The 26,083-nt window shown below is 69.8% G+C and carries 32 protein-coding genes and 1 tRNA gene; 7 read left to right on the top strand and 26 right to left on the bottom strand.

What is annotated here, in order from left to right:
• Window positions 1-59 precede the first annotated feature (59 nt).
• Window positions 60-803 carry a glycerophosphodiester phosphodiesterase gene (locus EXU48_RS15795; protein ID WP_133108640.1) on the top strand — a complete coding sequence of 248 codons (744 nt, stop codon included), beginning with the start codon at window positions 60-62 and terminating at the stop codon, window positions 801-803.
• A gap of 22 nt (window positions 804-825) precedes the next feature.
• Here EXU48_RS15795 and EXU48_RS15790 read toward each other — a convergent pair whose 3' ends face one another.
• On the bottom strand, window positions 826-1,332 hold the full coding sequence (locus EXU48_RS15790; protein WP_165962849.1) for a hypothetical protein: 507 nt from the start codon (window positions 1,330-1,332) through the stop codon (window positions 826-828).
• A gap of 211 nt (window positions 1,333-1,543) precedes the next feature.
• On the opposite strand from EXU48_RS15790, the gene EXU48_RS15785 reads away from it, so the two are divergent.
• Window positions 1,544-2,752, top strand: a complete 1,209-nt coding sequence (locus tag EXU48_RS15785; RefSeq protein WP_165962848.1) for an MFS transporter — start codon at window positions 1,544-1,546, stop codon at window positions 2,750-2,752.
• Between the two features lie 46 nt (window positions 2,753-2,798).
• Here EXU48_RS15785 and EXU48_RS15780 read toward each other — a convergent pair whose 3' ends face one another.
• The 5 genes from EXU48_RS15780 to EXU48_RS15760 form a co-directional block, all read right to left on the bottom strand.
• Entirely contained in the window at window positions 2,799-3,923 is a 1,125-nt protein-coding gene (locus tag EXU48_RS15780; protein WP_133108637.1) for a Gfo/Idh/MocA family protein, read from the bottom strand.
• Window positions 3,920-4,654, bottom strand: a complete 735-nt coding sequence (locus EXU48_RS15775; RefSeq protein ID WP_133108636.1) for a sugar phosphate isomerase/epimerase family protein — start codon at window positions 4,652-4,654, stop codon at window positions 3,920-3,922. Before EXU48_RS15775 ends, EXU48_RS15780 begins: the two co-directional genes overlap by 4 nt.
• Window positions 4,655-4,834: 180 nt before the next feature.
• The gene (locus tag EXU48_RS15770; RefSeq protein WP_133108635.1) at window positions 4,835-6,829 is read right to left on the bottom strand and encodes a DUF7507 domain-containing protein; all 1,995 of its coding nucleotides are present in this window, start codon (window positions 6,827-6,829) and stop codon (window positions 4,835-4,837) included.
• Window positions 6,830-6,888: 59 nt separating this feature from the next.
• Entirely contained in the window at window positions 6,889-7,884 is a 996-nt protein-coding gene (locus EXU48_RS15765) for a hypothetical protein (RefSeq protein WP_133108634.1), read from the bottom strand.
• Window positions 7,881-8,876, bottom strand: coding sequence for an MBL fold metallo-hydrolase (locus EXU48_RS15760; protein WP_133108633.1), 996 nt, complete (start codon window positions 8,874-8,876; stop codon window positions 7,881-7,883). Before EXU48_RS15760 ends, EXU48_RS15765 begins: the two co-directional genes overlap by 4 nt.
• On the opposite strand from EXU48_RS15760, the gene EXU48_RS15755 reads away from it, so the two are divergent.
• Together EXU48_RS15755 and EXU48_RS15750 are read left to right on the top strand one after the other, a co-directional pair.
• Window positions 8,794-9,786: a LysR family transcriptional regulator gene (locus EXU48_RS15755; protein WP_235857060.1), complete on the top strand. Its 993-nt coding sequence runs from the start codon at window positions 8,794-8,796 to the stop codon at window positions 9,784-9,786. The two genes, EXU48_RS15760 and EXU48_RS15755, sit on opposite strands and share 83 nt — an antisense overlap.
• Window positions 9,783-10,703 (top strand): serine hydrolase, encoded by a 921-nt coding sequence (locus EXU48_RS15750; protein ID WP_133108632.1) that lies wholly within the window; start codon window positions 9,783-9,785, stop codon window positions 10,701-10,703. The genes EXU48_RS15755 and EXU48_RS15750 overlap by 4 nt, the downstream gene beginning before the upstream one ends.
• 102 nt (window positions 10,704-10,805) lie before the next feature.
• Here EXU48_RS15750 and EXU48_RS24545 read toward each other — a convergent pair.
• Window positions 10,806-10,885, bottom strand: a tRNA-Arg gene (locus EXU48_RS24545).
• 15 nt (window positions 10,886-10,900) lie between these two features.
• On the opposite strand from EXU48_RS24545, the gene EXU48_RS15745 reads away from it, so the two are divergent.
• The 3 genes from EXU48_RS15745 (at window position 10,901) to EXU48_RS15735 (ending at window position 12,197) form a co-directional block, all read left to right on the top strand.
• The gene (locus tag EXU48_RS15745; RefSeq protein ID WP_133108631.1) at window positions 10,901-11,089 is read left to right on the top strand and encodes a hypothetical protein; all 189 of its coding nucleotides are present in this window, start codon (window positions 10,901-10,903) and stop codon (window positions 11,087-11,089) included.
• The gene (locus EXU48_RS15740; protein ID WP_133108630.1) at window positions 11,089-11,373 is read left to right on the top strand and encodes a hypothetical protein; all 285 of its coding nucleotides are present in this window, start codon (window positions 11,089-11,091) and stop codon (window positions 11,371-11,373) included. The genes EXU48_RS15745 and EXU48_RS15740 overlap by 1 nt, the downstream gene beginning before the upstream one ends.
• Window positions 11,374-11,519: 146 nt before the next feature.
• Entirely contained in the window at window positions 11,520-12,197 is a 678-nt protein-coding gene (locus EXU48_RS15735) for a tyrosine-type recombinase/integrase (protein ID WP_207947771.1), read from the top strand.
• Here the strand turns inward: EXU48_RS15735 and EXU48_RS15730 are convergent.
• From EXU48_RS15730 to EXU48_RS15640, 19 genes are all read right to left on the bottom strand, one after another.
• Window positions 12,187-12,429 carry a hypothetical protein gene (locus EXU48_RS15730; RefSeq protein ID WP_133108628.1) on the bottom strand — a complete coding sequence of 81 codons (243 nt, stop codon included), beginning with the start codon at window positions 12,427-12,429 and terminating at the stop codon, window positions 12,187-12,189. The genes EXU48_RS15735 and EXU48_RS15730 overlap by 11 nt on opposite strands.
• Entirely contained in the window at window positions 12,429-12,626 is a 198-nt protein-coding gene (locus tag EXU48_RS15725; protein ID WP_133108627.1) for a hypothetical protein, read from the bottom strand. The genes EXU48_RS15730 and EXU48_RS15725 overlap by 1 nt, the downstream gene beginning before the upstream one ends.
• Before the next feature lie 2 nt (window positions 12,627-12,628).
• Complete coding sequence (locus EXU48_RS15720) at window positions 12,629-13,357, bottom strand: hypothetical protein (protein WP_133108626.1); 729 nt, start codon at window positions 13,355-13,357, stop codon at window positions 12,629-12,631.
• Complete coding sequence (locus tag EXU48_RS15715) at window positions 13,357-13,788, bottom strand: hypothetical protein (protein WP_133108625.1); 432 nt, start codon at window positions 13,786-13,788, stop codon at window positions 13,357-13,359. The genes EXU48_RS15720 and EXU48_RS15715 overlap by 1 nt, the downstream gene beginning before the upstream one ends.
• A 3-nt stretch (window positions 13,789-13,791) precedes the next feature.
• Window positions 13,792-14,922 carry a hypothetical protein gene (locus tag EXU48_RS15710; protein ID WP_133108624.1) on the bottom strand — a complete coding sequence of 377 codons (1,131 nt, stop codon included), beginning with the start codon at window positions 14,920-14,922 and terminating at the stop codon, window positions 13,792-13,794.
• Window positions 14,919-15,926, bottom strand: coding sequence for a hypothetical protein (locus EXU48_RS15705; protein WP_133108623.1), 1,008 nt, complete (start codon window positions 15,924-15,926; stop codon window positions 14,919-14,921). Before EXU48_RS15705 ends, EXU48_RS15710 begins: the two co-directional genes overlap by 4 nt.
• A 359-nt stretch (window positions 15,927-16,285) precedes the next feature.
• Window positions 16,286-17,860 carry a hypothetical protein gene (locus tag EXU48_RS24540; protein WP_165962846.1) on the bottom strand — a complete coding sequence of 525 codons (1,575 nt, stop codon included), beginning with the start codon at window positions 17,858-17,860 and terminating at the stop codon, window positions 16,286-16,288.
• Window positions 17,853-18,371 carry a hypothetical protein gene (locus EXU48_RS15695; RefSeq protein ID WP_133108622.1) on the bottom strand — a complete coding sequence of 173 codons (519 nt, stop codon included), beginning with the start codon at window positions 18,369-18,371 and terminating at the stop codon, window positions 17,853-17,855. The genes EXU48_RS24540 and EXU48_RS15695 overlap by 8 nt, the downstream gene beginning before the upstream one ends.
• 22 nt (window positions 18,372-18,393) lie before the next feature.
• Window positions 18,394-18,807, bottom strand: coding sequence for a hypothetical protein (locus tag EXU48_RS15690; RefSeq protein WP_133108621.1), 414 nt, complete (start codon window positions 18,805-18,807; stop codon window positions 18,394-18,396).
• 11 nt (window positions 18,808-18,818) lie between these two features.
• The gene (locus tag EXU48_RS15685; protein ID WP_133108620.1) at window positions 18,819-19,187 is read right to left on the bottom strand and encodes a hypothetical protein; all 369 of its coding nucleotides are present in this window, start codon (window positions 19,185-19,187) and stop codon (window positions 18,819-18,821) included.
• Window positions 19,184-19,522 carry a hypothetical protein gene (locus tag EXU48_RS15680; RefSeq protein WP_133108619.1) on the bottom strand — a complete coding sequence of 113 codons (339 nt, stop codon included), beginning with the start codon at window positions 19,520-19,522 and terminating at the stop codon, window positions 19,184-19,186. Before EXU48_RS15680 ends, EXU48_RS15685 begins: the two co-directional genes overlap by 4 nt.
• Window positions 19,523-19,559: 37 nt before the next feature.
• Window positions 19,560-21,167 (bottom strand): hypothetical protein, encoded by a 1,608-nt coding sequence (locus EXU48_RS15675; protein ID WP_133108618.1) that lies wholly within the window; start codon window positions 21,165-21,167, stop codon window positions 19,560-19,562.
• A gap of 2 nt (window positions 21,168-21,169) precedes the next feature.
• Window positions 21,170-22,210, bottom strand: coding sequence for a phage portal protein (locus tag EXU48_RS15670; RefSeq protein WP_165962845.1), 1,041 nt, complete (start codon window positions 22,208-22,210; stop codon window positions 21,170-21,172).
• Window positions 22,211-22,264: 54 nt separating this feature from the next.
• Window positions 22,265-23,620 (bottom strand): hypothetical protein, encoded by a 1,356-nt coding sequence (locus EXU48_RS15665; RefSeq protein ID WP_133108616.1) that lies wholly within the window; start codon window positions 23,618-23,620, stop codon window positions 22,265-22,267.
• A 481-nt stretch (window positions 23,621-24,101) separates the two neighbouring features.
• Window positions 24,102-24,353, bottom strand: a complete 252-nt coding sequence (locus EXU48_RS15660; RefSeq protein WP_133108615.1) for a hypothetical protein — start codon at window positions 24,351-24,353, stop codon at window positions 24,102-24,104.
• A 291-nt stretch (window positions 24,354-24,644) separates the two neighbouring features.
• Complete coding sequence (locus EXU48_RS15655) at window positions 24,645-25,046, bottom strand: NUMOD4 motif-containing HNH endonuclease (protein WP_268958182.1); 402 nt, start codon at window positions 25,044-25,046, stop codon at window positions 24,645-24,647.
• Window positions 25,043-25,249 carry a hypothetical protein gene (locus tag EXU48_RS15650; RefSeq protein ID WP_133108613.1) on the bottom strand — a complete coding sequence of 69 codons (207 nt, stop codon included), beginning with the start codon at window positions 25,247-25,249 and terminating at the stop codon, window positions 25,043-25,045. Before EXU48_RS15650 ends, EXU48_RS15655 begins: the two co-directional genes overlap by 4 nt.
• 211 nt (window positions 25,250-25,460) lie before the next feature.
• Complete coding sequence (locus EXU48_RS15645; RefSeq protein ID WP_133108612.1) at window positions 25,461-25,685, bottom strand: hypothetical protein; 225 nt, start codon at window positions 25,683-25,685, stop codon at window positions 25,461-25,463.
• Window positions 25,682-25,939, bottom strand: a complete 258-nt coding sequence (locus EXU48_RS15640; protein WP_133108611.1) for a hypothetical protein — start codon at window positions 25,937-25,939, stop codon at window positions 25,682-25,684. Before EXU48_RS15640 ends, EXU48_RS15645 begins: the two co-directional genes overlap by 4 nt.
• Between the last annotated feature and the right edge of the window lie 144 nt (window positions 25,940-26,083).

The following is a 26,083-nucleotide window of genomic DNA, read 5'->3' as shown; positions in this document are numbered from 1 at the left end:
CGGTGAACGTTTCCTCAACCGTCGGTGAGCGTTCTCCCTTGGACCATTAGGCTGGGCCGGTGCCCATCACGACGAGCCCACTGATCATCGCGCACCGGGGTAACTCCTCGGTCGCTCCGGAGAACACCCTGCCCGCCTTCGAGTCGGCCGCGCTCGGCGGCTCGGACCTGATCGAGATCGACGTCCAGGTCTCCGAGGACGGCGTCGGCATCGTCATCCACGACGACACCGTGGACCGCACGACCGACGGTTCCGGCCCGGTCGCCGCCCTCCGGGCCGCCGAGGTGCGTCACCTCGACGCGGGCTCGTGGTTCGCGCCCGCCTACTCCGGCACCGCGTTGCCGCTGTTCGCGGATGTCGTCGAGGTGCTGCTGCGCCACCGGGGCCTCGGTCTGCTGCTCGAACTCAAGGGCGCCTGGCCGGCCGAACCGACGAAGTTGCTGCTCGCCGAGGTCACCGAGGCGGGGATCGACGACCGAGTCCTGGTCCAGGGTTTCTCCGTGGAGATGCTGCGCACCCTGCAGGCGGTGGCTCCGCAACTGCGCCGGGGCCTGCTCATCAGCGAGTTCGACGACGCCACCCTGGAGCTCGCGGCCGAACTGGGCGTCGTGGCCCTGAACCCGCCCGCGACCCTGATCCTCGAACGACCCGAAGTGCTGGCCCGGATCCACGAGGCCGGCCTGGAGGCGCACGTCTGGACGCCGAACACTGCCGCGGAGTGGGCGCCGCTGGTCGACGCGGGGGTGGACGGCATCATCACCGACCGCCCGGACCGGCTCACCGGCTGGCTCGCCGGCCGCTGACTCCGGGCAAACGGTCTCCGCCTCAGGCCTCGATCGTGCGCAGGTGCGTGGGACGGTCGGGATGCGGCTGCCCGCCGAGCCCGTTCCCGTGTTCGAGGACGTCGGCGAGGACCGTGAGATTGCGGCTCAGATCCTTGGTCCGCTCCACGCCGATCGTGCGCGCGAGCGCGTCCACGACCCGGATCTGAACGGCCTCCGCCTGCTCGAGGGCCGCCGTGCCCATCGGGGTGACATGCACGAGGCCCGGCTCACCGGACGGGTCCGCCGGGTGGGCGTGACGGCCGAGCAGGCCTCGCGCGACGAGGGCCTTGACGGTGACCTCGGCGGCCTCAGGAAGTTGCCCGGTGAGGGCGGCGATGGCTCGCGGGTGCTCGGCCCCGTCCTCGACCGCGACCAGCACCTGGAGTTCGCCGGCCCGCATCCCGGTCACGGTCTCGATCCTGTGGGTCAGGGCCATCCCGGCCTCCCCGACCCGTCCGAGGACATCGGTGAGCCCCAGGATGCCGGTCAGCGAACTGGCGGGAACCATCCCACGAACCTCGGATCGGGCCTGCGCCAGGGCATCCACGTCTACTCCCATGCTCGTTCGTCTCGTGCCGGCTCGGGCCGCCGCGGTGACCCGCAACTCCCTTTGCCCTACACATCCCCCAACGCCCGGCATCCGTGCATCGTTCCGTCCGCCCAGATCGCGAGACGGACCGATTCCACGCCGACGACGGAAACGGTCTAGCGTCACCGCCATGACCACCGATCCTGCGCCGACCCGGTCCGGGCGACGCAGCGCGGCGGAGGTTCTGCGCGGCCGACCCGGTCTACTGCTGGCCGCCGCGCTCGTGCTCGTGGGGATCAACCTGCGCGCCCCGATCACCTCGCTCGCCGCGGTTCTTCCCGACATCCGGTCCGACCTGGGGCTCGACCCGACCACCGCCGGGCTGCTCACCAGCCTCCCGGTCGTCTGCTTCGCGGTCGGGGCCCCCCTGATCGCCGCCGCGGTGCGCCGGTTCGGGGTGGACCGCGTCATCGTCTTCGGACTGCTGGTGATCGCCACCCTGACCCTGATCCGCCCGTGGGGACCGGCGTGGGCGCTGCTCGCCGGGACCGCGGTGATCGGCCTGGCCATCACCTCCGGCAATGTGCTGCTCCCGGTGGTGGTGCGCCGGGACTTCCCCGCGCACCAGGGTCCGATGACCGCGATCTCGACCTCGTCGGTCACCGGCGGCGCCGCGATCGCGGCCGCCGTGACCGTGCCGCTCGCCCTCTGGCTCGGCTGGCAGCCCGCACTGGCCGCCTGGGCCGCGCTCGCCCTGGTCGCCGCGCTCGTCTGGGCCCGCCTTCCGCATCCAGCCGAGCCGGCCCCACCGGCGGGGCAGCCCCCGCACCGGCCGTGGTCGATGCCGAGCGCCTGGGTGCTGGCGATCTACTTCGGCACGCAGTCGGGGCTGTTCTACGGAATGACGGCCTGGCTCCCCAGCATGTTGCCGGAGCTCGCCGGCACGGACGCCGCCACGGCCGGTGCGGCGGCCTCCGCCTTCCAGCTCGTCGGCATCCTCGGCACGCTGACGGCCCCAGTGCTGCTGGCCCGGGTGCGGGCCCGGCGCGTCCTGATCGCGGTCATCCTCAGCGCCTGGCTCATCGGCATCGGCGGGATGCTCGCGGCGCCGGGGGCGTTCTGGGTGTGGTGCGTGGTGACCGGGTACGCGCAGGGGTCGTCGTTCGCCATGGCGATGACCCTCGTGACGCTGCGCTCGACGAGCGTGGCGCAGGTGCGCGGCGTGTCGGCCATGACCCAGACGGTCGGCTACGGCCTCGCCGCGCTCGCGCCGGTCGCCGTCGGCGCGCTCTACGCCGCGACCGGCACCTGGACCGCGTCGATGGGGTTGCTCCTGGGGATCGGCGTCGTGGTCTTCCTCTCCGGGACACTCGCGGGCTCGCACAAGCCGCTGTCCTGAACCGCCCGGCCCGCGAGGACGCGGGCCGGGCGGTGCTCGGATGCGTTCAGAGCGTCGCCGCAGCCGGGTCCCAGTCGGCCGGTAGCGGCGCGGGCGCGGCCGCGGAACTCGCGAGCTCCACCGGCTTGTGCCACAGCGCCGACTCGGCGATCGAGATCATCGCGTCCAGCACGTGGAACGCAAGTTCGCCGGACGCCCGCTCGGGCACCCCGGCGCGGATCGCGCGGGCCAGCTCGAGCGCACCGCTGCCCCGGCCGTAGGTGGAGCCGACCGCCGGGACCTCCTCCGCCTCGTCGGCCCCGGGCAGCCACAGATGGCCGGAGTCGTCGAAGGTGTTCGGGTTCGGCACCTCCAGCGTGCCGGTGGTTCCGGCAACCTCGATCAGGGTGCGCTTGCGGACCGACTCGAAGCTGAACGTCGTCTGCGCTGCCGCACCGCCGGCGAACTCGATCAGGGCACCGTGGTGGGTCGGCACGTTGACCGGGAATTCGGTGCCGGCCTTGGGACCGGACCCGATCACCCGGGTGGTCCGCGCCGTCGACGAGGTGGCACTCACCCGGGCGATCGGGCCGAGCAACTGCACGAGCGCCGTCAGGTAGTACGGGCCGATGTCGAACAGCGGCCCGGCGCCGACGTCGAAGAGGAACTCCGGGCTCGGGTGCCATGACTCCGGCCCCGGCCCCTGGAGCAGCACGAGGCCGTTCAGCGGCGTGCCGATCCTGCCCTCGAGGAGGAGCCGCTGGGCGGTCTGCAGCCCGGCGCCGAGGATGGTGTCCGGCGCACAGGAGACGCGCAGACCAGCGGCCGTGGCGGACTCGAGCAGGCGCCGGCCGGACTCACGGTCGAGGGCGAGCGGCTTCTCGCTCCACTGGTGCTTGCCGGCGGCGATGATCTGTTCGCCGACCTCGACGTGCACGGCGGGGATGGTCAGGTTGATGACGATCTCGATGGCGTCGACCGCGAGCAGTTCCGCGACGGTCCCACTGCCGGGCACGCCGAACTCCTCGGCTTTGGCCCGGGCCCGCTCCACGTCCAGGTCCGCGACGAAGAGGACGTCGAGGTCGGCGAACTTCGTGAGGTTGGTCAGGTACTGGGTGCTGATCACTCCGGCACCGATGATGCCGACGCCGACACGCCCGGAGCGAGCGGCGCTCACGAAGGACTCGCTCATGCCTGTGCCTTCAGCCAGGCCAGGCTCTGCGCGAGGCCGTCGAAGACGTCGCCGTCGTAGTCGTCGAACTCGACGACGCGCAGCGCGTTCGGAGCCGCGGCAAGGATGTCGGCGACCGGGACCACGCCCTGCCCGGCGGGCAGCTGGGCCTTGGTGTCGCGGGTGGCCGGGCCGTCCTTGACGTGGATGTGGGTGACCTTGTCACCGAGGCGGCGGAGCAGGTCGGGCGCGGCGACCCCGCCGACCTCGGCCCAGTAGGTGTCCACCTCGAGGGTGACGCCCTCGTCGAGGGCAGCGGCGAAGATCTCCAGGCCGGGCGTGCCGTCCACCGAGGCGACCTCCCACCAGTGGTTGTGGTAGCCGACCTCGAGCCCTCGGTCGGCGGCCTGTTTGGCGATCTCGTTCAGCCGTGCGGCACTGGCCTCGATGAGCTCGCGGGTGGCCCACTGCTCCTCGGGGATGGACGGGTCGATGACGGTGGTCATCCCGAGCGCGGCGGAGGCGTCCAGGACACCCGGTACGTCGTCGGAGACCACGAGCCGGGCGTGCCCGGAGGGTGCGCTCAGGCCGGCAGCGGCGAGCGCCTCCCGGTGGGCGTCCACCCTGTCGACGTACCCGTACAGCTCGACGTTCTCGAATCCGAGATCGGCGGTGCGCTGCAGGGCGGCGGGCATGTCCTCCGCCATGGCATTGCGGATGGAGTACAGCTGGACGGAGATGGCTCCGGGCATGGGAAGGGGCTCCTCGATGAGTGTCCTGGTGGGTTGATCGCGTCGACAACCCTACACATCTGCCGGCGGATGCGAAACGATTCGACCCAGGTCGGCGGCGGGACCCGGGCCGGACGTCCGAACGGGCCCGAACGGGCGCGCCGGAGGCCGCCTCCCGGTGGGGAGGCGGCCTCCGGTGGATCAGTGGCGAGCCAGGCGGCGGGAGAACACCACGAGCGCGGCGCCGAACAGGGTCATCGCCGCGGCGAGGCCGGCCGGCCCGGCAGGATCACCGGCACCGGTCTCCGCGAGCGGTGGCGGGCTCGACGGCGGCCGACCGCTCGGTGGGGGCTCGTTCGGCGGGGGCGCCGTCACACAGGTCGGCGTACCCGGGGGGTAGGCGACCGTGACCGGCTCCGTGGTCGGGTTGACCGTCACCGTGATCTGCACGTCCGGGCGCGCCCAGGCGTAGGGGTTGGCGGCGTTCTCGAACCAGTCGCCGTCGGCGTTCTGGTCCCAGCCGGGCCAGTCGATCCCGACGCCGTCCGGGCCGACCTCCGCGCCCGGCCAGAGGACCCTGCCGGTCCCGACGGGCACGGTGACCGACTCCGAACCGCCGTCACCGGTGAAGGTGATGGTCGCCGTCGTCCCGGGCGCGTTCGTCTGGATGTCGTACCCGAGGTACGGGGCGTCCGCCTCGCAGAACGGGGTCACGGTGCCGGTGATCACATACATCTGGACCGACGCGTCGTTCGTGTCGGTGACCGGCTCGCCGCCACCCTCCGGCTGGCCGGTGACGGTCGCGGTGTTCAGCAGGTCCGCGGTGATCGTGGAGTCGTAGGAGTAGACTAACTCCTCCCCCGGCTGCAGCGGCACGGTGTCGTCACCGGAAACCAGGGTCATGTCGGCGTCGGTGATGCCCAGGTCAGGGTCGTCGAGCGTGACCGGGAAGAGGGCCACGTCGCCGGTGTTCGTGACCCGGAAGCAGTAGGTCACCGGGGTGGTCGGCTCGCCCGAGACGAGTTCGTCGGTGCCCTCCACCCCGGGGCAGGCGGCCCCGGCGCCGTCCAGAACGGTCTTCTCGAGGGCGATCTCCGGTGCCGGCGGCACGAACGCCGGCAGGATCAGCAGGCCGGCGCCGCTCCAGGCGCCGGACTCCGGGAGACCGGGGTGGCCGCCGTTGTCGGCCGGCGACTCGAGCTGGAACGCCGCCCACGTGGAACCCGCCGGGATCAGCACGTCGAAGTACACCAGCGTCTGCTCCGGGCCCATGCTGCCGGGGGTGAAGGAGACCACGGGGGCCGTGACCGTCGCAGGTGGGCACGGCTGGCTCGGTGGGGTGAACGGGGACACGATGCCCTCGACGCCCCCGTACGCCGGGTTCGGGACGCCGTCGTCGTCGACGAGGTCCTCCGAACTCCCGGGCGCCGTCCCGTCGCCGGTGGCCACCCAGATGGAGGAGACCCGGCAGTCGGTCGCGGCGTTGTCGGCCCCCGCGTGCGAGGTGGAGAAGGAGGCGACGTAGTCCTCGGTGAGCGGGTAGCCCCAGTCGTAGACGATCAGTTCGGTCGTCGGCGAGGAGGTCGAGTTGCCGCCGAAGTAGAAGTCGGCGCCGGTCTTCCAGATCACGGTGGCGACGTCGTCGCAGGGCGAACTGTCGTAGACCGCGGTCACGGTGGCGCCGCCCCAGCGGGCCTCGTCCGCGTCGATGCCGTCGATGGGCGGCGTGATGTTCACCGTGTAGGTGCCTTCGGCGCCGGCCCCGAAGAGCTCGGTGATGTCGGCGACGTAGCCGTACACGATCGGCTCCGGGACGGCCGGCAATGCGGTGGCGTCCGTGGACTCGGTGCCGGCGTACGCGCCGGAGAGGGTGCCACCCGGTCCGACCACCTCGACCCCGATCGTCGGGTCGAGCGGTGCGGGTTGCCAGATCCCGGCCCACTCGATGATGACCTGGATCACCGGGCCGTCGAGCTGCAGGTCGAGCGTCTGGGGGTCGGAGGTCTCAGCGAAGGGCACGGCGTCCACGTCATAGGCGAGGCAGCCGTCCGGTGGCGGTGTCAGGTCGGTGACGTCGGCGTGGGCGGCCGACGGCCGCATCAGCAGCAGGGCGAGCGCGACGCCTGCCAGGACCAGGATCGTGCGCATGACCCGGGTGGCAACGTCGCTGGCGGGGATGATCACTGTCGATGGCACGATGGCCCTTCCGACGTCCGATGTGACCCGGTGACAGTAGCGGCCCGGACCATGGCGCGTCAGGCCTTTGAGCGAGGAACTGCCCGATCGGGCAACGGTGCCCGCTGCGCCGGCGTCGTGTCGGAGGCACCATTCGAGGAGGCCCGCCGGCGCGCGTGGCATGCGCGAATGACGGTGCCGAGCACACCGAGGCCCAACGCGACCCCCGCATACTCCAGTGAAGGTCCGGCCGGGCCCAGCGCCGACCTGAAGACGTCGAGCGCGGCGTCACGCATCTCCTCGAGATCTCCGGCCAGCACCCGAGAACCGGCTGCGTAGTTGACCGCGGTGAAGCCGGCCGGCAGTACCCACAGCAGCACGGGACTGACCGCCCACGCCACCGCGTTGCCAAGCCCGCCGACGCCACACCACACAAGCACGGCGCCGACGAATAGCGCTGGGAGCCAGCGGGAGTAGCTCAGGAGTTCCACCTGCAGGGTCGACGGTGCGCCGCCGAACGGGGTCGCGATGAGTGCGTCGAGCCAGATCCCGCCGGCCAGCGCCGCTACGGTCGCAGCGATCGAGGCACTCGGGCGCCGTCCGCAGGCCAGCAGCGCGAGCACCACAATCCCGACCACGACCGAGGCGACGATCACGCTCAGGACCGCCACGAAGTACCGGTCGGTTCTGGGGTCATCGGCACGCAATCCGCCGTGAACCACCAGCGCGGTCTGCGAGGTCGCGATCACCGCCACCGCCAGGAAGCCCAGCGTCGCCACCATGGCTCCCCTCAGCCGGGCATGGACCGGATGGAGCCGGACCACGCACCCAGCGAGAGCGGAGCCCCAGACCAGCATGCCGGGCAGCAGGGTGAGGGCGTACTGGCTGAACGGCAGCAGAACCAGCGGCATGTCACCGGGACGGATCTCGGTATCCCACAGGTTCTGCAACGGCAGCCTCGCCCCGGTGAGCAGCCACGGGAGCAGACCGAGCAGGCCGGTCGCAAAGCCGGAAAGGACAAGCACCCACGGCCACGTGCGCGGCCGCGCACCCTTGGCGGTCGCCGCCGTGCTCACAGCAGATCCAGCGGTGTGAGGTACTGGGGCGTGAGGACCCGGGTCCGCGGCGAGTGCCGGCGGAGGTCGGCGATCAGCGAGTCCATCCGCTCGCGCGTCACCGAGTCAGCCCGAGGCGGGTTGGACAGGGGGGTCTCGAAGTTGTCCCAATGGACCAGGACGACCGTACGGGGCCGTGCCAACGCGCTCATCAACCGTTCGGCATAGCCTGCGGTCACGTCGCTGCTGGGCACCGGCACCATGACCGTCTCCACCTCGAGGCCGCTCAGCGCCTGGTCGTCGTAGTCGCTGGCACCGAGGATGAGCACACCCCGGCCCTCCGGCGACCGGATCACAAATCCGAGGGTGTCGCCCTCGGGCAGATCGGCGATGGTCGTGGGCGGCTCGGGCACGTGCACCCGGGTGCCGGGGAACAGCAGACCACCACCACCACTGCGGCTGTGCAGGGAGCGGACGACTCGCACCACGACATCACCGATGCGTAGCTGCTCGCCTCCTTTCACGACGGCCACCTGGCCGGCGGGCAACCCCATCGACTGCGCGAGGTGGTACCCGCTCAACGTGGTGAACACCGTCGAGTCTCGGGTCGCGGCGATGTGCGGGACGTCGGCGAAGTGATCCCAGTGCGTGTGCGAGACCAACACCGCATCGACGGCGCCGGCTGCACTTCCGGCAGTACCGAGCACGGCGTCGACCGCCGCCTCATCGAGCGTCAAGGGGGCCTCCTTCTCGAACCGGCCTGCTGCGAGGCCGACGTCGAAGCGACTCAGGTAGGGATCGACCAGGAGGGTCGTCGTCGGCGTCCGAACCCGCCATCCCGCGGTGCCCAGCCACTCGAAGCGCGCGAACCCTGGCTGAGGATGCGCACGCGACCCGGCCCACGCGCTCGGCGCCAGACCGACCAGTGGCGTGGCCGCCGCTGCGGCGAGCACGGAGCGGCGGCCGATCGTGGTGGGCGAGTCGGACTTGACTGCAGTGCGCTCATTTTCCATGCGGCAACCCTGTGGCACGCCGCGGCAGGAGTCAAAGACTATCGGCGACTGGAATCGAGTCGCTATGGCTATCGTGAGCGGAATGGATCTGTTGCGCCATTTGCGCTTCTTCGTGGCCGTGGCCGACTCGCGTCACTTCGGGGACGCGGCGCGCGATCTGGCCATGACCCAGCCGCCGCTGTCGCAGGGAGTCCGAAAGCTCGAACGTCACCTCGGGGTGCGCTTGTTCGACCGCGACTCGCGCGGTGTCCGGATCACGCCTGCAGGTCAGGCGTTGCTCCCGCTCTCTCGTGACCTCCTGCGCCTCGCCATCGCCCTCCAGGACCAAGCCGCAGAACTCCTGGTTTCCCACCAGGTCCGCCTCGGTGTGGCAACCGACCTGGACCACCTGACCGATGCCGTGGTCCGCGTCCTCGCCGGGACCGGGGACGGCGTCGTGCCGACGGTCGGTGGCAGCGTCGAGCTGGCGGACCTGCTGCGCGATGGCCTCCTGGACCTTGCCGTCGTCCGGCACCCAGGCATCATCGACGGCCTCACCGCAGGCACCGTGCTCGTGCTACCCACCCGTCTGGAAGGACCATCGGGATCGGACTCGTTGGCAGCCTGCTCCCTCCCGATCGCCGTGCCTCCCCGACATCACCAGCCACCGGCCCACGACCAGTTCATCGATGCGCTCCGACGCGCGGGACACAGCGGCTCGGTGGTCGAGGCGCCGGATGCCACCCAACGCCGAGCACTGCTGGCGGCCGGCAACACGGCCGAGATCGTCCCCGCACCCAGGGGCGCCGTCCACGACCCCGCGCTACCGCCCCTGCGGGTGCGGGTCATCGCCCCCCACCCCAACCACCGGCGCCCCGAGATCGATCACGATAGGGCGACGCAGGCCCTTGAGCAGGCGCTGACCCGATGAGCCAACGCGACCATCGACACGACCTCGAGCAGATCGCCCGCGACGCGGGCGTGCGGGCCCATGTCCATGCGGTCCGCCTCTCCGAGCCGACAGAGCCTCTCGGACTGGCCGCCGACGTCGAGGTCGCGATCGCGTCCGTGTACAAACTTCCCTTGGCCCTGGTCTGGGCTGACCTGGTCGAGGCCGGCGAGCTCGACCCCGCCGAACCCCTGCGCCTGGCCGCCGGCGCCCGCATGCCGGGCCCCACCGGTATTGCTGTGCTCCAGGACGACGTCACCATGACCCAACGCGACCTCATCCGGCTCATGCTGACCATCTCGGACAACGCTGCAGGCGACGCCATCTTCGGCCGTATCCGGTCCGGGCGGATCCACCATCGTCTGACCCAGCTCGGACTTCCGGCGGCGCTCGTCCGACAGAGCTCCGCCGAGGAGACCCGAGCGATCCTCCGTGACACCGAGAGCGCCGACCGGCCAGCGGCGCTCCGCGCTCTGGCCGACCCGGACCACCCGACGTACACCTCGCAGTACGATCCCGCCTACTCGAGCGCCGCCACGCCGGACCAGCTGACGGCGGTGCTGCGCATCCTCTGGTCGCGGGCCGGCCGGGCCCATGACCTAGTGCGGGCCGCCATGGCCCGCCAGGCCTGGCGCCACCGCATCGGCTCAGGATTTCCCCACGACGATGTCACCATCTTCGGCAAGACCGGCTCCCTCGGCAGCCTCCGCCATGAAGCCGCCGTCGTCCACTTTCCGCACGAGTACCCGATCGCCGTCGCCGTTCTCACCCAAGCGGTCCGGCCCGAGCAACACCTGCCACGGGTGGACGCCGCCATCGGCGAACTGGCCCGCCGTGCCGTGACCCCGCTTCGCATGCCCGACACGCCGAGGCCGACACCGCCGGCGCGCCGGTCATAGATCGTCCTCGAGAGCGCGGAGGCAGACGGCACGCGGGGGGATACGGCACGAGGAGAGGGACACGCGAAAGGGCCAGATTCGTTGGAATCTGGCCCTTTTCTGCGCGCCCGGAGGGACTCGAACCCCCAACCTTCTGATCCGGAGTCTGAGGGCCGCTCGAACGTGGTCGAGCTGCGGCCCGCCGAGGAGCGTGCGGCATGAGCGCGCGACTGCCCGTCGTGCTCATGTCCGGGGCAGGCGGGAGCGTCGAGGTCCTCTGTGGTGAGTGCGGGCACTGGTCCGAGCACGCCGACCGGGACGAGGCTCGCACGGCCGGGACGGCTCACTCACACACTCACGACGTGCTGCGGGTCGCTGGTCCGGTCCGGATCGAGGGTGGCTCGTGATGGGCGGCGGGGACCACGCCGAGTTCATGGCGTTCACGCGTCGCATCCTGCGGGCCGCGTCGCGGCGCATGGCCCTCGCGGACCCGGAGGACCTCGCCGACCTGGTCGCGCTGCGTGCGGCCGTGGACGAGGCGATCGACAACGCGGCACGGTCGGTCCACGCGAACGGGGCCACCTGGGAGCAGATCGGGGCCGCGACCGGCACGACCAAGCAGGCCGCCCACAAGCGATGGGGCCGTCAACCCCGGGTTGACCACGAACAAGCCGTCACGATCGGCCGATAGCGATGACTATGAACACACAATGGAGTGAGGCAATCGACCGTTGGACCGTGTCGCTCCGAGCGGCCGGACGAGTTGAAACGACGATCGGGACCCGGCGGGAGCACCTGCGCTGGTGCGCTGCGGCGATACCGTGCGGGCCGTGGGACGTGACCGGGGACGACCTGGTCGAGTGGACCGGGTCGAGGACGTGGGCGAGGGAGACGAGGCGGGGCGTGCGCGCCTCGCTGCGGTCCTTCTACGCGTGGGGCGTCACCTCGGGGCGGGTGGCGACGTCGCCGGCCGCTGGGCTGGCACCTGTGCGTGCGAGCGAGCCGCGACCGAGGCCGGCGTCGAACACGGCGGTGGACCTCGCGATGCGGGTCGCTCGACCTCGGGAACGGGTGATGGTGCGCCTCGCGGCCGAGGCCGGTCTACGCCGCGCCGAGGTCGCACAGGTCCATCACCGGGACCTGGTCGAGGACCTCGGCGGCTGGTCCCTGGTCGTGCACGGGAAGGGCTCCCGGGAGAGGACCGTGCCGCTCTCCCCCGGGCTAGCGCTGGAGCTGCGGACCCTGATCCACAACGCGGGCGGCGGGTGGGCGTTCCCGGGCGACGACGGCGGGCACCTCTCGCCGAGGTGGGTCGGGAAACTCGTCACCGGGCTCCTGCCCGAGGACGTGACCATGCACGCGCTGCGGCATCGTTTCGCGACCCGGGCCTATGGGGTCGACCGGGACCTACTGAGTGTGCAGACACTACTGGGCCACGCGTCGCCGGTGACCACCCGGGTCTACGTCCAGGTCCCCGACGACGCGCTACGCCGAACCGTCCTCGCTATCGCGTGATGATCGCGCCCGCGAGGACCGCGAGGATCACGACACCACCGACGATCCGCTCGAGCCACGTGCGCCACGACTCCAGCGCGGAGACACGGGCGGCGAGGTGCTCGTAGCGGACGAGGTCGGCCTTGTCCCGGCCGTCGAGCGCCTGGACGGTTTCGAGGACCTCGGACAGGTTCTTCTCGATCCGCTCCAGGCGCGTCGGCAGCGGGATGCTCCCCTCACCCTGGACACTCATTAGCTTGCGCTGGGCCGGGTGGGTCGGTAGCCGAACGCGAGGGCGTTCGCTGCGCCGGCCAGGGCGGCGGCGACCCCGGCGAGGGCCGGCTGGTTGAGGGCGAGCAGCGCGGGTGCGGCACCGAGGCCGAGGCCGATGCCGACGCCGTAGGCCCACGTGCGGACCCGGTCGGGGACCTTGGGTGTGTACTCGTCCATGGTCAGACCTCCCGGTTGTTGGTGAGGGCCTTCTCGACCAGGTCGGCGAGGGCGTCGACCCGGTCGAGCAGCGGCCCGATCTTGTCGATCGAGGTGCGGCGGTCGTAGAGCTGCTTGACCCTGGATTCGCTGGTGTCGAGGCTCGCGACGATCTTGGTGATGTTGCCTACCTCGACGCGGAGGTCGGCGACCTCGGCGAGGATGTCGTCCACCTGCGTGATGAGGTCGCCGGCAGTGATGCGGCGGTCTCCTCGTCCGAACTCGGCGGACCAGATTTCTCCAACTGTGGGCATGTCGTCCTCCTCAGGACTCGGGGCGGATGGTGCGGGCGGCGGGGCGGCGGGGGTGTAGACCCGGACCCCGTTGATGTCCTCGGACCAGCCGAGGTAGGTGGTGCCGACGCCGGACCACGCCTTTTCCAGTCCGGTGATGGTGGTGTTGCCGACGACGCCGGACCGGGGGTAGGAGGTCGTGCGGATGCGGCCGCCTCCGAGGCTGATCGCGACGTGCCAGTAGTTGCGGTTCACGCCGGAGTCGAACGAGAACCACACGGGCACCCCGGCGGGTGGGGTGCGGTCGGTGTGGCGGCGGGTGGTGGCGAGCCACGCGTCCTTCGCGCTGGCGTGCTTCGCGGCGACGCCGAACGCGGACCGGACGAACTGGAGGCAGTAGCCGGAGTAGCCGGCCTTGACCCGGTTCGCCCACTCGACGGCCTGGGTTGGGGTGCGCATCAGTCGACCGGGTAACTCATGCTGGACAGACCCACGTAGGACACAGCGAGGTTCGGCGTCCGGGCCTGAATCTGCCCGTCCGAGAGTTGGACCAGGGTTGCGGCAGGCTGACCCGCCGTGGTGCCGGCCGCGAACCAGAGCGACTCGGCGACACGGAACCCTACTGGCACCCGCCCGATATAGACGGTCTGGGAGGCGGCCATGGTGCCGGCCGTGGGACCGATCACGCCCCGGGCGTACACGACGGGGCCGATGCGTCGGACGGCGGGGGTCCCGGACTTGGTCTCGTAGCCGGCGTACACATCGATGGGCACCCATCCAGTGTCGTTGACCATGGGGTCGAGCGCCTCGGCGAGCTGCTGCACGTCGTAGGGCACGTTGGGCTGGTCGTTCCCGGACGGGTAGGGCAGTCCTGCGGGTGTGCTGGGCATGGGTCATTCACCTTCCGTGATGGTGACGTTCTCGGGGACGCGGGTTCGGACGGACATGTCCCCAGAGGGGAACCGGAACTCGACGGATGCCACGAGGTGGCGTTCCTGCGGGCCTGTGGGCAACTGGATGGTCACGGTGTGACCGGGGCGCACCCAGTACGCGGCCGGGACGCTGACATTGAACTGACGCCCTCGGCTGATGGTGCGGCGGACCTTCGCGGCGGCCGCGGCGTCGGCGGCGGATTGGCTGGTCGGCGTGGTGCGGTCGATGGTCAGGACGTGACGGCCGACACTGACGGCCCCATGGGCACCGGAGTTGATGACCGCGATGCCGCGCACCTCGTGATCGGTGCCGCCGGTGTCCTTCCACCGGTGCCGGACGAGAACCGCGTTGTGCCAGTCCTCGCGGGACAGGTCGGCCTCGGACTCGAACACGTTCCCACCGGGACCCGTGGTGAACTGGGCTGCCGAGCGGCCCGCCAGAGTGGGCCGGTATCGGATCACCCAGTGCCCGGCGACCGCACCCGGGCAGTAGGCCCACGTCTCGGTGGAGTCCTGAATGGTGGTGAACAGCGACCCGTAGGAGTCGCCGTACCCGATCGCGAGTTCGGTGAGCTGGTCGGCCGCGACCTCGGTTCCGATCTGCGTGTCGATGCTGCCCGCGTTGATCGGGTCAAGGCCGGCGTTGATCGTCCAGACGAGGGCCTCGGCGGCACCCGTCTTGGGCGGTTGGGCACCACCCAACCAGGCGTTCGAGAGTAGGCGTATCTCGTCCGACATCGCCGACAGGTCCATGGTGTTTTGCGGCCGGTTCACGGTCCGGGCGAACAGTCCGAGGTCGGCGATGAGGTGCACGTCCTCGGTGCCGCGCTGGTAGACGTACCCGAGGTAGATATGGATGCGGCAGTTGGTTCGGGGGTCGAGGGCGTCGAGGGTGGCCTGGTCGGTCGGGACCTGGCATTGCAGGGACGCCTGCACGTGCGGGGCCCACGCCTCGTCGTAGGTGAGGGTGCCGTTGTTCACGGCCAACGGGATGCCCTCGGTCGCGCCGGGAGGCCACGCCTCGATCCGCCACACGTGCGTGATCGGTTCGTTGATCGCGGTGGCGGCCTGCTCCATGAACGGGGCGGTCATGTGAGTGGTCCGACTAGGAGGGCGTTGTAGTCCGCGTAGGTGAACGCGACTTCGAAGTAGGACGTGTGCGCGGCGGCCAGCTCGGAGTAGTTCCACCCGAGGGAACCGGCGAGGTCGGCCGTGGGACGGTTGACCTCGACGTAGTCGACCGCGACCCGCCACCGGGTGCGGGCACCCTGAGGGGCGAACGGGTCGACGGTGACGGCCCGGGCGAAGTGGTACATGTCCAGGCCGGCGTGCTCGACCTGGCGGAGCATCACGGCGTGCCCGAGGCTGTAGACGTTCTGGACGGTGAGCGCGTCGGCGTGGGAGGCGCACCAAATCTCCAGGGTCCCGGCCCTGGTCTGGAGGCGACCGATCGTGACGAGCGGGTCCGGGCGGCCGATCACCTGGTGCACGGTGGTCTGGGTGGCCCGGTCCGAGGTGTACCCGGTGACGGACTCCACGGCGGCGGAGAACTGCGGATAGACGGGCACGAACAGCCACGGGTGATCCGACCCGAGGGACGTCGTCACCTGGGAACCACCGGCACCGGTCAGGGTATACGTGACCGGGCCGGTCAGGGCGGCCTCGTAGTCGCGCACGATGAGCTGCGACGGGGTCGGCAGCTGGTTCGGCAGTAGCCGGACCGGGTGCGTTCCGTTGGCGTCGGTGCGGGTGATCGCGTCCACGGTCGAGCTGGTGCCCGGGGTGATGTCCAGGAGGATGTTCCCGTTGGCCGGGTCCGGTGTTGCGGTGAACAGGGTAGGCCCGATCCAGTCCATGGTGGACTCGGAGTTGTGCGGGGTGCCGGACCAGTTGAAGGCGTACTCCAGGGTGTCGAGGGTGTCCCCGTCGAAGTACTCCCCGGACTCGGTACCGAGTTCGGCCTGGAGCCCATCGAAGTAAACAACGTCGGCGGCGGCCCAAGGCCCATCACTGTCGTTCGTGACCACGACGGCGTAGCCGTCGATCATGTAGACCTCGGAGGTCATCGTCCTGTCGTGGGTTATCCAGGTGTTCACCTGCATATCCCCGTCACTGCCGGCATAGACCCATCCCTCACTGTGTGTCTCAGTGGCGGGATGGTGGTGGTACCAGAACACATACCTCGGACCGTGCTGGTTGGTGCCGGGAACGTAGATGCGCGCCTTGACATTGACCGTGGTTCCGGGTGCAACCGGGTCAACCCAGGCAGCCATACCGAGCTGCTTCTTGTGCTCTAGTTGCCCAATACCGGTAGAGGTGACCTTGAACGAGGCGATGCCGGTCCACGCCCGGTCCGTGGAACGCGCAAGCGTGCTTGAGAACTCGCCCTTCTGCGACGCGTTCGCGGTGTCGATCTCGGCTGAGGGGTTCCGGATGAGGTTGGTCCTGGTCGCCATTACGCCACCCTCGTCCCGATGCGTAGGGGTGCCTGAATCGCGTTGACGCGGAGGCGGCGGAGCTGCTCGTCCAGTTGGCCCTGGAGGCCGGCCCCGTCCACGTTCACGGGCACGCGGAGGCTGGACGGGATGTTGTTGATCCGCTGCTCGGTCGCGGCGGCGGTGCCGTTGTCGGTCACGTTGAACGTGGTGTTGATGTTGCTCGGGGTGCCGAGGATGGTGTCGATGTAGGTCTGCGCCTGCGTCTCGGTCATGCCCATCTGTGTGGCTTGCTCTCGGAGCGCGGCACGGTGCTGGTCGACGGCGGTGGTCACGTCGTCCTCGGCGGCACCGGAGTCGATCAGGGCTTGGATGTAGTCGTAGGACGCCTGCGCCTGCGCGTCGAGCGCGGCCTGGTTCTCGCGGCCCCGCTCAGTGGCGAGGTTCAGCCCGGCACCATTCTCGGACAGGGCCTCGTTCGCGGCCTGGAGCGCTTCGTAGTACCCGGCGGTGGCGTCGTTCAACCCGAACAGCACGTCGCGGGAAGTCTCCCGCTCCTCGCGTAGCTCCTCCTCCGCCTCCCGGGCCTTGATCGCCTCGACCGTGGTTCCCTCGATCGCGGCCTGGTAGGTCTGCTGGAGTTCGGTGGCGTCCTCCAGGGACAGGTTCCCGTCGCGGATCGCGTCGCGCATGTGCACGAGCGCGTTCGTGGTCTCGTCGGACATGCCGCCTGTGTTCGCGAGGGTGTCGATGATCTGCTCAAGGATGCGTTGCCCCTCGGGCCCGTTGGGGTCGGTGAGTGCGGCATACATGTCGGTGGCCGACACCCCGAGCGCGTCCATCGCAGTCGCCATTTGCTCAACGTTCGTGATCGGGGCGTTCTGCCAGACCTCCCAGAACTCCTTGGTGTCGCCGATCGCGAACGCCCAGTCATCGAAGATCGCGCCGAGGTCGAGCCGGTTCAGGTCCCCGCCGACCTCCTGAATCTGCTTCGCGAGGTCGATGGTGTGGTCCTTCAGTTCCTCGGCCTTCTCGGCGGCACCCTGGAGGTAGGCGACGCCGAGGCCGATGCCGGCGGCGACGAGGGTGCCGCCGATCAGGCCGGCGGGGCCGAGGTCGGCGGCGACCCCGCCGAACACGTCCTGGACGAGCTGCGGGATGTCCTCGACGTCGCCACGGAACGATGACACGGACTCGGACAGGTTCTGCCGGGCTTCGTTCTTGAAGGTCTCGGTGGAGTCGGCGGCGTCGTCCATGCCGCGCTTGGTGTTCCGGGAGACGTCGTCACCGGCACCCTTGGACTCACGCTTGACCGTGTCGAACGTGTCCTTGAACGTGCGCTCCAGGCGGGTGGCCTCGTCGGCGGCTGCGTCGGTGCCGTCCTCCAGGCCGCGCTCGAGGTCGCGGCCGGCGTCCTTCGCGTCGTCGCCGACCTGCTCCAGGGAGTCGCTGACCTTGTCGCCGGCCCGGTCGGCGTCGCGGGCCATGGTGTCGAGCGAGTCGGAGACCTCGTCAAGGCTGCGTTCGATGTCGTCCGTGCCGGCGATGAAGCGGCGGACGTCGGCGACGAACTCAAGGTTGAGGCCCTTAGCCACGGTTCCCCTCCAGTGCGTCGGCGTAAATCTTCACGATGGTCTGCACCCACAGGGAGACCATGCGGGGTGCGAGTTCAGCGAACGCCGGGTAGAACACTCGGCCCGCCTTGACCAGGCGCGGCTTGCCCCGGTTCGTGCGGCGACGCACCTGGTGGGTGCCGCCGTTCTTGGACTTGCGGGTGTAGGTCGAGACCTTCTCCGGGTTCCCGACACCGAACTCCCACAGGAAGTAGTGCTCGTTCGGGACGAGCCGCTTGCCCTCGCCGATCCCCCGGCGGGACTGCGCGGCCTGCGCGACCGGAGGGTTACCGGCCTTGATCTTCGCCCCGGACGTGAGCACCCGGCTCCCGGGGTTCCGGAGGCCGGATGCGTTCGCCGAGACGAGGGCCTTCCACTCCGGGTTCATCGTCTCCCGGGTGGTCTTGTTGATCGCCGTCCTGAGCGCACGCGGGGCAGCCTTCAACGCGAGCACAGCAGCTTGCAGCTCGCGGTGGTCCTCCACGCTCAACATGACGTCAACCCTCAGTTGACGGTCAGGTCGGGTCGACGAACTCGGGCTTGCCGATGACCGCGCACGTCGCGGTCGCGGTCGTCACGTCCGCTCCGGCGGTGCCACCGATGGTCGCCGCGCTGATGACCAGGGTCGCCTCGATCGTGAGGTCGTTCCCGCCCTCGGTCTCGACGGGGGTGAACACGACGTCCTTCTGCTCGCCGTCGTGGTCGAGGAGGTAGCGGAGCAGACCACTGGGGGCGAGATCCTGCGCGAGGCCGAGCTGGCAGTCCCACTCGGCCACGGCCTGGTCGCGGATGGTGTTCCCGCTGATGCCGCGCCAGGTCGAGGACTGGGTGCGCGGGTTGAACTGGACCTGGGAGACAGCGGCGGTGAAGTCGTCCACGTCGATGGTGAGGGCGGCGTTCTTGAGGGAGTACGGGCTGGTGATGGGCACGACGGCCATGGTCATTCTCCGATCTTGGCGAGGGCTTGACAGTTGATGTTGTAGGCGTGGTGAGCGTCCTCACGGACGACACGGTCGGCCCCGGTCCAGTCCACGAGACTGATCCGCTGGAGTGCGTCCAGGACGTCCAGTAGTGCGACGTCGAGGGCGCGGTCTGCGGCGGCCATGTCCTCCTCCCCGACGATCACCTGGACGGTGATTTCGAACTGGAGGACGTTGTGCCCGAGGAGCGGGGCCTTCACGACTCGGGTCTGCCAGACCGCGACGGTCGGGTGGGGGACTGCGTCGACCGTGGGCAGGAACCCCCTCACTACGTAGGGCTTGCCGAGGCGCACCCGGAGGTCGTCGGCGACGTCGGTCGCGAGGCTCATCGGACCACGAACTTTCCGCGCTTGGGCCGCAGGAGGTTCTTCACGGTCCAGTCCATCGGGAACACGGTGACGGCCAGCCCGTCCTCCCCGAGCCGGTCCTGAGACCCGGCCCGGGCCGACCGGTACAGGGCCCGGGCTTGGAATGCTTGCGCGAGCCGCCAGTTCTCCGGGACGTCGGCACCCTCGGCGAGGGTGGGCGCGAACTCCTCGCACTGGATCCGGGCGGAGGTGAGCAGGCGGTCCAGCGCCTTGGCATCGACCTCGTCGGCGGGCACCAACGGGCACGACGGCCAGTACGCATCCGTGACTACCTCCACGGGTGTCAACCAGTCCACCACCTGTTCACCTCCTCCCGGTTCGCTCATCGGTCGGTCACGCGGCGGCGGCGACGAGGGCGAACGCGCTGTCGGAGCCGGTGTTCGCGGCGTAGTACCCGAACAGGCCCTCCACCACGCCACCCTTGGCGATGTCGACCGTGGAGGCCCGGACGGTCTTGGGGCCGTAGAAGGTGTGCGAGTCGGACGCTCCGACGAGCACGGACCCGGCCACGCTGGCGTGGCTGGACGGGATGAACTTGAACGTGTCGAACCGGCCCTCGGCGGGGTCGAGTCCGAGCATCGCGCTCAGGTACTCCAGGGCGTCGTCCTTGCGGGTCAGGGCGAACTCACGCCACAGGTCCACACCGATGACCGCGAAGTCCGGGACGGCCACGTCCTGGATCGCGAGGACCCCGTCCACGATGTAGGCCGCGGCGGTCGAGACCCCGGACGGGACGGTCCCGCCGTCGACCTCGACGTAGTTGCCCGAGGTGAACAGGTGCGTCTCGGCCGCCGTGTCGAGCTTGCGGGACAGGTCGTTCGCGGACTCACGAAAGAACCCGGCCCAGAACTCCGGGGTGTCGAAGTCCACGAACGCCCGGTCGAACTCGTTCGCCCCGGCGAGCCGGGACGCGGTGATCGTGACCGGCCCGGTCTTGACCTCGGTCGAGTTCGGCTCGGCCGGGTAGCCGGCGTAGGTCGCCACGGTCGGCGTGGCCGGCGGCTGCGGCGCCGTGCCCGACCGGGGCGCGAACTTCCACCCGGTGATCTTGAGGGCGTTCAGCGGCCCGGAGGTGAACAGCGGGATGAACCGCTGACGGTGCGTGCGGCGGGCCCACACCTCACCGGCCCACTGCGGCTGCTGCGCCGACGCGAGGTCGGCGGCGATGCCCTGGTCCAGGGCGGCGAGCATCTGCCGGTCGTCGGCCGCGAACGCCTTCGCGAGGGTCGCGAACAGCGACTCGGCCGAATCGATCTTCGGGCCGGACTTGCCGCGCATCGCGGCGGGGCCGCCGGCCGGGGCCGACGCGGCGAGGGTGGTGTCACCCATGGTGTTGTCTCCTTCATCGTCGCCCTCGGTGGGGTCGTCGGCCGAGGCCACGGGCGTGGTCTCGGAGGTGTACTTGGACGTGGTCTTGCGGACGTACTCCTTGCCGTCGATCGTGATCGTCTCGGTGGAGACGGTCTCGGAGTCGGTGTCGGCCATGTGGTCCGGCAGTTCCCCGGCGTCGGCGGCGACGAGCTGCGCGGAGGTGAACGCCGGGGTGACGCACAGGCCGGCCCCGGAGAGCAGGCCGGCGAGCATCTTCCCGTCGCGGATCACCGGCTGGTCTACCTCCACGCTGATGCCCTTGCGGACACCCTCGCGGGCCTCGGTCAGGGCGTCGTCACCGGCCCTCGTGGCGAGGAACCGGACGTCGGCCTCATAGCCGGCGTCGGTCGCCTCGACCCGGGCGAACTTCGCGACCGGCGTCGTGCGTTCGTGTTCGACGTTGATGCCGAGGTCGGTCACGTCCTCGGGGACCGTGAAGGACGACGCGGTCAGGGTGACCTTCCCGAGGTTCGTGCGGCCCGGCTCGCCGAACGGGGCCAGGAGGTAGGTCAGGGTGCGGTCGCCCGCGTCGGTTGCGAGGAGTGTCCCCGCGATCTTCATGGTGGTCATGGTCAGTCCTCTCGGGCCGGCGACTGGGTCGGCTGGGTCGGGGATGCGAGATATTCGAGGTCGAACGCGGTTCGGGTGCCGGAGGGGACGACGTCGTCCTGGGACAGGCGCGCCTCGATCGGGGTCGCCCAGTAGGCGAGGGACAAATCCACGAGTTCGTTCCGGGAGTCCTGCTTCGTGGAGTACGTGAGCGACGCGGTCGCGGTGGACCCGTCGAGCAGGGACGCCGGCAACGCGAGGTAGTTCGCCCAGTCCAGGCGGGCAGCGTTGCGACCGTTGACGTACAGGTCGGTGGGCGTCTCGCCGTGAACGTCCATGCCGAGGCCGTAGGGCAGGAGCGCAGTGCCGCCCTTACGGCGCGCAGTCTCCCAACTCTCGATCAGTTGGTCAGCCTCGTCGTCCGTGGGTTCGTGGTTCGCGTCCTCGATCTTGAGTGCGACGAGCGGGACCGGGGAGTCGACCCGCTGCGCCCACGAGCGGCCCATCGCGATCGAGGCGCGAATGTCGGCGGCGGCGATTTCGAGCAGGCCAAGCTGCGGACCCTCGAACAGGATCACTTCATCGGCGTCGACCTTCTGGCCTCGGACCTTGATCCGGAGGTCGTCGTCCAGTTCCCACTCATCGGGCAGGACCCGGATCGCATCCGTGATCTGCTCCTTGCTGCCACGCTGGACAGCCCACAGGGACGAGCCGTACATGATGCAGTCATCGATGGTCCAGAGCATCCGTGCCTGCGGGTTCTGTGCGGTCGAGGTCCGGTACATCCACGGGTCGGACTTGACCTTTTCGGAGCCTCGGAACTTCGCGAGCGGCTGCCGGGAGAGGGTGCCGACGATCAGTGCTCGGCCCTTGACGATCGCCGGGACGCGCATCGCGTCGAGGTAGGTCGCGAACAGCGGACCGTCCTCGCCCCACATGTCCGCGACCGCGACCTTGGTCAGGGTGTTCGCCCCGGCGTAGGGCGACGCGAGCCGGGTGGTCTTGGGCAGGGCAGTCCCGGACGCGACCCGACTAGCGAGGTCGAACACACTCCGGATGCCCATGGGCAGGAGCATAGCGCCGCTTCTGTGCATTGCCCACTATTTGCGCATTGCGGCTCAGCGTGTCGCGGTGGTACGGATCTTCATGGGTTGGCGGTCGGGGACCTGGTCGTACTGCCAGAGCGCCAGGGCGGCGGCGACGATCGGGGACACGTCGGACGCGGATGCCTTCCTCCCGAACAGGCGACCGCCCTCGTTCACGTTGCGCCAGTTCGCACCCTCGGCCGCGAGGTTGAGGTCGGTCTGGTCGTAGTGGGTCAGGTTCTCGCGGTCGAGCTCGTCGACGAACCGCTGCTGTGCGCCTTGCTGGTGGCGGATGTTGTAGCCGGTGACCTGGACGCGGGACCGGTGCATGGTGTCGGCCGGGTTCGTGTTCGCACCGATCACGTCGTAGGCGACCGCGCACCGGTGCTTGATCGCCGCGGCCTTGCCCGCGCCGGGGAGCCACGCGACGCCGGACCGGTAGCCGATCACCTCGATATGGGCGCGGCCGTCCTCGTCTCGCCACGCCGCGACCAGGGCGGCGGCGGATGAGTCCGGGGCGACGTCGAACGCCAGGCCGACGCGGTCGGGCCGGACCGGGAGGACCTCGGCGCGGGCGGTGTCCCACTTCGCTGGGTTGATCGCGGTCACGGTGTGGTCGGTCGGGAACCGGCAGAAGTACTCGGCCTCGAACTTGACCAGGGTCATCTTCGCGAACCGGGCGCGCATCTTCTTGATGGTGGTCAGGGTGCCGATGCCGGGGTGCACCCGGTAGAGCAGCTTCTCGTTCAGGACCGGTTCGGAGTCCTCACCATCGGGGTAGAGCACGGACGGTTCGTCGTCACGGAGCGAGTAGTCCACGATCCCGACGTCACGCTTCTTGCGGTCGCGGCCCTCCTGGAGGGTGTCCCACAGGAGGGCGGCCCGGCGCGGTGACGGGGTGCCGGTGATGATGACCTGACCCATCGGGCGGGTGTCCATGAGCGGCAGAGCACCCGCGACGAGGTCCTCGGACGTCGCCTCGTCCAGTTCGCCGGCCTCATCGAAGAGCATGCAGTCAGCAGCTTCGGACCGGAACGCGGCGGCGTCGGGTGGGACCACCCACATCCTCGACCCGTTCGCCCACTCGATCGCTTCGAACCCGTTGCCCCAGTAGAGCTTGCCCAGTCCGCGCTCCTTGAACCCGAACGCGTCGAGAGCACGCTGGACCTCGCGGAACTTGTTCCGGGCGCGAATCCCGTCCTGCGCCGTCGTGACCACCTTGTAGCCAGGGTGGGCGTAGCAGCGGCCGAGGAGAACATTCCAGATCGAGGTGGTCTTGGTCGAACGTCTAGGCATGAGGATCGCGACCGTTGGATACAACGGGGTCCCGTCCGGGGCGAGCGACTCCAGGACCCCGGCGACCTGCTCGCCCTGCGTCGTGATCGGCAACTTGAACAGGTCGGCACCCTTGACCGCTGTCGCTATGTTCGTGTCGCGCGGTATGCGTGAGATGAATGTTGGCTTGGCCCGACGTCGCCCACCTCGCGTGATGGGGTAGGGAGAGAACGGGAGGGGACGCCATGCGAGGACTTCCGTGCCGAACTCAAAAAGTGTCGCCGGTTTGGTGTCGGTCAGATGCTTCATATCCCTCTGATCCCTCGGTCTCGCTCGGGTCGCATCGCGGCCGACGCGGTCGGTTGTCGTCGTGCGTTCGTGATCGCCGCGCCGCGCTTGCCACCCTCGCTGGTGTTGCAGTGCTCGTGGGCCGGGTGAGTCTCGGTGCCGCCGAACTCACGCGGGATCGGGTAGTGGTCCACGTGCCACTTCTGCCCGGGCAGCACCGGCTTGCCACACCGACAGCACGGCGCGGGTAGCCGCTTCGCCAGGCGGGCACGCTCGTTCATCACCACCCGTCCAGACCATGCCCCGGTCACCACGCACCTCCATCGAGGAGGTCGGGATGCTCGGGCTTGGGCTCGGTCATCTGAGTGAGCTGCTGCTTGAACCAGTCGGGCATCGGGGTGCCGGCGCGGTTCCGCCTGCGCCATGCCTTGACCTTCGCATCGCTCGGGGCGTGGAGGTCGAGGACGATCCGGCGGCAGAGTGGGCACTTGGGCGCACCACCTGGAGTCTCGTGGTCGCACACCATCCGACCGAGGTGGTCCCTCGTGATGTCGTCCATGCTGCTCACCTCCACTGATCGATGGACCTCGCTGCGCGAGGGCTGTCCCCGGAGCGGCTCCCCTTCCCCAGTTCCCGGTAACCATCAGCCGATATACCCTCTCGGCCAACACGAATGGCCCGCTCTCGATTTGAGAGCGAGCTGTGCTGACGAGTGACCAGACGGTGAGTTTGCGCGCGGTGTCTGAGCACCCGGCCCGGGCCGTTCCCGGGTCAACCTGTATGCCGGACCTCTCTGGTGTGCTTCTGCGGCGGGAGAGGCAGGAACGCCGTACTGCGTGTTCGTGTGCTGCTACCACCCGGCCTTCGCCATGGCGGCGTCGAGCTGCTTGCCCTCGGCCTCGGTGATCGGCTCGAACGGCTCGTCCTCGACGGGATCGCGGTAGCCGTCCCACCTCCAGGCGTTCAGGTGCTTGGGGAGCCACCTGAGGTTCGCTGGGCGGTTGTTCTCGCGGTCGAAGTCCTTGTGGTCGGCATCGTGGACGTGCTGACTCGGCGGCTCGCCGTGGAACGCCTCACAGACGATCCTGTGGACGTAGTCGTAGCGAGCGCGACCCAACTTGACCTTGAGGTAGCCCTTGTCGTGCCTGAGCGGCTTCAGGACGTGCAGCGTGCGCGCGTTCCGCACCCGGCCGAGGCTCGATGCCTCGTAGCCGGGTGCGGTGGGCACTGTGCGCCATTCCTCCGGCGTCACGACGCTGACACCCTCACGACGCCGACACGCACGCCTAGGAACGTCTTGCCGGCGACCTCGGACGTCTCCCACTCGGGGTTGCCCACGAGGACCAGGTGCAGCTTGGCCGTCATGGTGACCAGGTCGGTGAGGGCCTCCACCTTGAGCGCGCTGAGTAGCGCGTCATCGTCCAGGACGGGCCATTGCGCGACGTAGGTCATCATCGGGGCGGCTCCTCGTTGCGGAGGAATCCGGCGGCACGCGGGAACGGGTTACGTGCGTTCACACGCTGCCCGGGGCCGTGCCCCACGGACGAGGTCAAGCCACCCACCGGGTGCGTGCCCACGGCTGGAGCTGCGGGCGGCGGGGCGGCGGGCTTGGGCACGGGGCCGATGGTGAGGTCAGCGACCCACCCGAACGCGCGGAGCGTCGCCTTCATGACGGCTCCCGATCGGGCGATCCGTAGACGAGCATGTCCACGATGGGCGTGGACACGACCCCGTACCGGATGCGGATGACGGACTCAGGGACGCCCGTGAGTAGGGCGAGGTCGAGGACCAGGCGGTCGACCATCGCGAGCGCGGTGGGGAGGTCGGTCGGGACGTAGGGGACGGGCTCGTCGACGTCGACGTCGAGTGCCTCGGTGTGGTGATGCCTCATCTTGCGTACCGCCGTTCACGGGCCTGCAGCTCCATGACGAGGGTCCGGCCCTCGTCCTCGGTGAGGCTCGACCGGGACTCGACCGGGCGACCGAGGACCTTCGTCATGCCCCGACGCTGGACGTCGGGGTCGGTGATGCCCTGCTTGTTCAGCAGGGCGAACACGTGCTTGCGGGTCTTGTCGGTGATCCCACCCGGCTCGATCCCCGGGGGAGGAGGATCGAGCCGGGCTCCGGGGTCAGATGAGTTCGTCACCCCAGCCGAAGAGGCCGAAGAAGAAGCCGAACATGGGATCACCTCCTTACGTGACTTGCAACCTCGGCCGACGCTCACGCTGCCCACCACCCGGCGAGCAGCACAGCGGCGAGCGGAACCGAGACGAGCGCGACCCGGGCGACG

Origin of the sequence: Occultella glacieicola, assembly GCF_004353825.1 — a bacterium.
Taxonomy (GTDB): domain Bacteria; phylum Actinomycetota; class Actinomycetes; order Actinomycetales; family Beutenbergiaceae; genus Occultella; species Occultella glacieicola.
This window is presented reverse-complemented; position numbering and strand designations above follow the sequence as displayed.

What these genes read in the sequence shown, in the direction of transcription:
- EXU48_RS15670 (WP_165962845.1), bottom strand. Translation starts at nt 22,210, where the DNA reads ATGGGCATCCGGAGTGTGTTCGACCTCGCTAGTCGGGTCGCGTCCGGG.
- EXU48_RS15650 (WP_133108613.1), bottom strand. Translation starts at nt 25,249, where the DNA reads ATGATGACCTACGTCGCGCAATGGCCCGTCCTGGACGATGACGCGCTA.
- EXU48_RS15725 (WP_133108627.1), bottom strand. Translation starts at nt 12,626, where the DNA reads ATGGACGAGTACACACCCAAGGTCCCCGACCGGGTCCGCACGTGGGCC.
- EXU48_RS15645 (WP_133108612.1), bottom strand. Translation starts at nt 25,685, where the DNA reads ATGAGGCATCACCACACCGAGGCACTCGACGTCGACGTCGACGAGCCC.
- EXU48_RS15695 (WP_133108622.1), bottom strand. Translation starts at nt 18,371, where the DNA reads ATGTTGAGCGTGGAGGACCACCGCGAGCTGCAAGCTGCTGTGCTCGCG.
- EXU48_RS15685 (WP_133108620.1), bottom strand. Translation starts at nt 19,187, where the DNA reads ATGAGCCTCGCGACCGACGTCGCCGACGACCTCCGGGTGCGCCTCGGC.
- EXU48_RS15745 (WP_133108631.1), top strand. Translation starts at nt 10,901, where the DNA reads ATGAGCGCGCGACTGCCCGTCGTGCTCATGTCCGGGGCAGGCGGGAGC.
- EXU48_RS15750 (WP_133108632.1), top strand. Translation starts at nt 9,783, where the DNA reads ATGAGCCAACGCGACCATCGACACGACCTCGAGCAGATCGCCCGCGAC.
- EXU48_RS15780 (WP_133108637.1), bottom strand. Translation starts at nt 3,923, where the DNA reads ATGAGCGAGTCCTTCGTGAGCGCCGCTCGCTCCGGGCGTGTCGGCGTC.
- EXU48_RS15715 (WP_133108625.1), bottom strand. Translation starts at nt 13,788, where the DNA reads ATGCCCAGCACACCCGCAGGACTGCCCTACCCGTCCGGGAACGACCAG.
- EXU48_RS15760 (WP_133108633.1), bottom strand. Translation starts at nt 8,876, where the DNA reads ATGGAAAATGAGCGCACTGCAGTCAAGTCCGACTCGCCCACCACGATC.
- EXU48_RS15710 (WP_133108624.1), bottom strand. Translation starts at nt 14,922, where the DNA reads ATGACCGCCCCGTTCATGGAGCAGGCCGCCACCGCGATCAACGAACCG.
- EXU48_RS15730 (WP_133108628.1), bottom strand. Translation starts at nt 12,429, where the DNA reads ATGAGTGTCCAGGGTGAGGGGAGCATCCCGCTGCCGACGCGCCTGGAG.
- EXU48_RS15785 (WP_165962848.1), top strand. Translation starts at nt 1,544, where the DNA reads ATGACCACCGATCCTGCGCCGACCCGGTCCGGGCGACGCAGCGCGGCG.
- EXU48_RS15790 (WP_165962849.1), bottom strand. Translation starts at nt 1,332, where the DNA reads ATGGTTCCCGCCAGTTCGCTGACCGGCATCCTGGGGCTCACCGATGTC.
- EXU48_RS15775 (WP_133108636.1), bottom strand. Translation starts at nt 4,654, where the DNA reads ATGCCCGGAGCCATCTCCGTCCAGCTGTACTCCATCCGCAATGCCATG.
- EXU48_RS15720 (WP_133108626.1), bottom strand. Translation starts at nt 13,357, where the DNA reads ATGCGCACCCCAACCCAGGCCGTCGAGTGGGCGAACCGGGTCAAGGCC.
- EXU48_RS15660 (WP_133108615.1), bottom strand. Translation starts at nt 24,353, where the DNA reads ATGGACGACATCACGAGGGACCACCTCGGTCGGATGGTGTGCGACCAC.
- EXU48_RS15740 (WP_133108630.1), top strand. Translation starts at nt 11,089, where the DNA reads ATGGGCGGCGGGGACCACGCCGAGTTCATGGCGTTCACGCGTCGCATC.
- EXU48_RS15675 (WP_133108618.1), bottom strand. Translation starts at nt 21,167, where the DNA reads ATGACCACCATGAAGATCGCGGGGACACTCCTCGCAACCGACGCGGGC.